General features: G+C 44.1%; 1 pseudogene. It reads right to left on the bottom strand.

Features of this window, described 5'->3' with window-relative positions:
* A pseudogene (locus V6252_RS13260) lies at window positions 1-220 on the bottom strand (hypothetical protein); the annotation flags it as partial.

Below are 220 nucleotides of genomic sequence, written 5' to 3'. Positions count from 1 at the left end.
GGCAGCGAACTGACCTGAGGCTTTAGCATCACTAGGCGCTTTGAAAATTCGCCACACAACTTGGCAAGCTGCACCGCAATCTGACTCGTTCATAGAATCTTTATCAAACGTATATAACGTCATATGGTTGGTATCATCTACCAACACCCCATTCTTACTAGTGACTGGTGCTGTATTTTTGCTCGTTGACTGTACTTCATGCGTTCGTGACAAATCATTG

This window comes from Psychrobacter proteolyticus, from assembly GCF_038155145.1.
GTDB lineage: Bacteria > Pseudomonadota > Gammaproteobacteria > Pseudomonadales > Moraxellaceae > Psychrobacter > Psychrobacter proteolyticus_B.
This window is presented reverse-complemented; position numbering and strand designations above follow the sequence as displayed.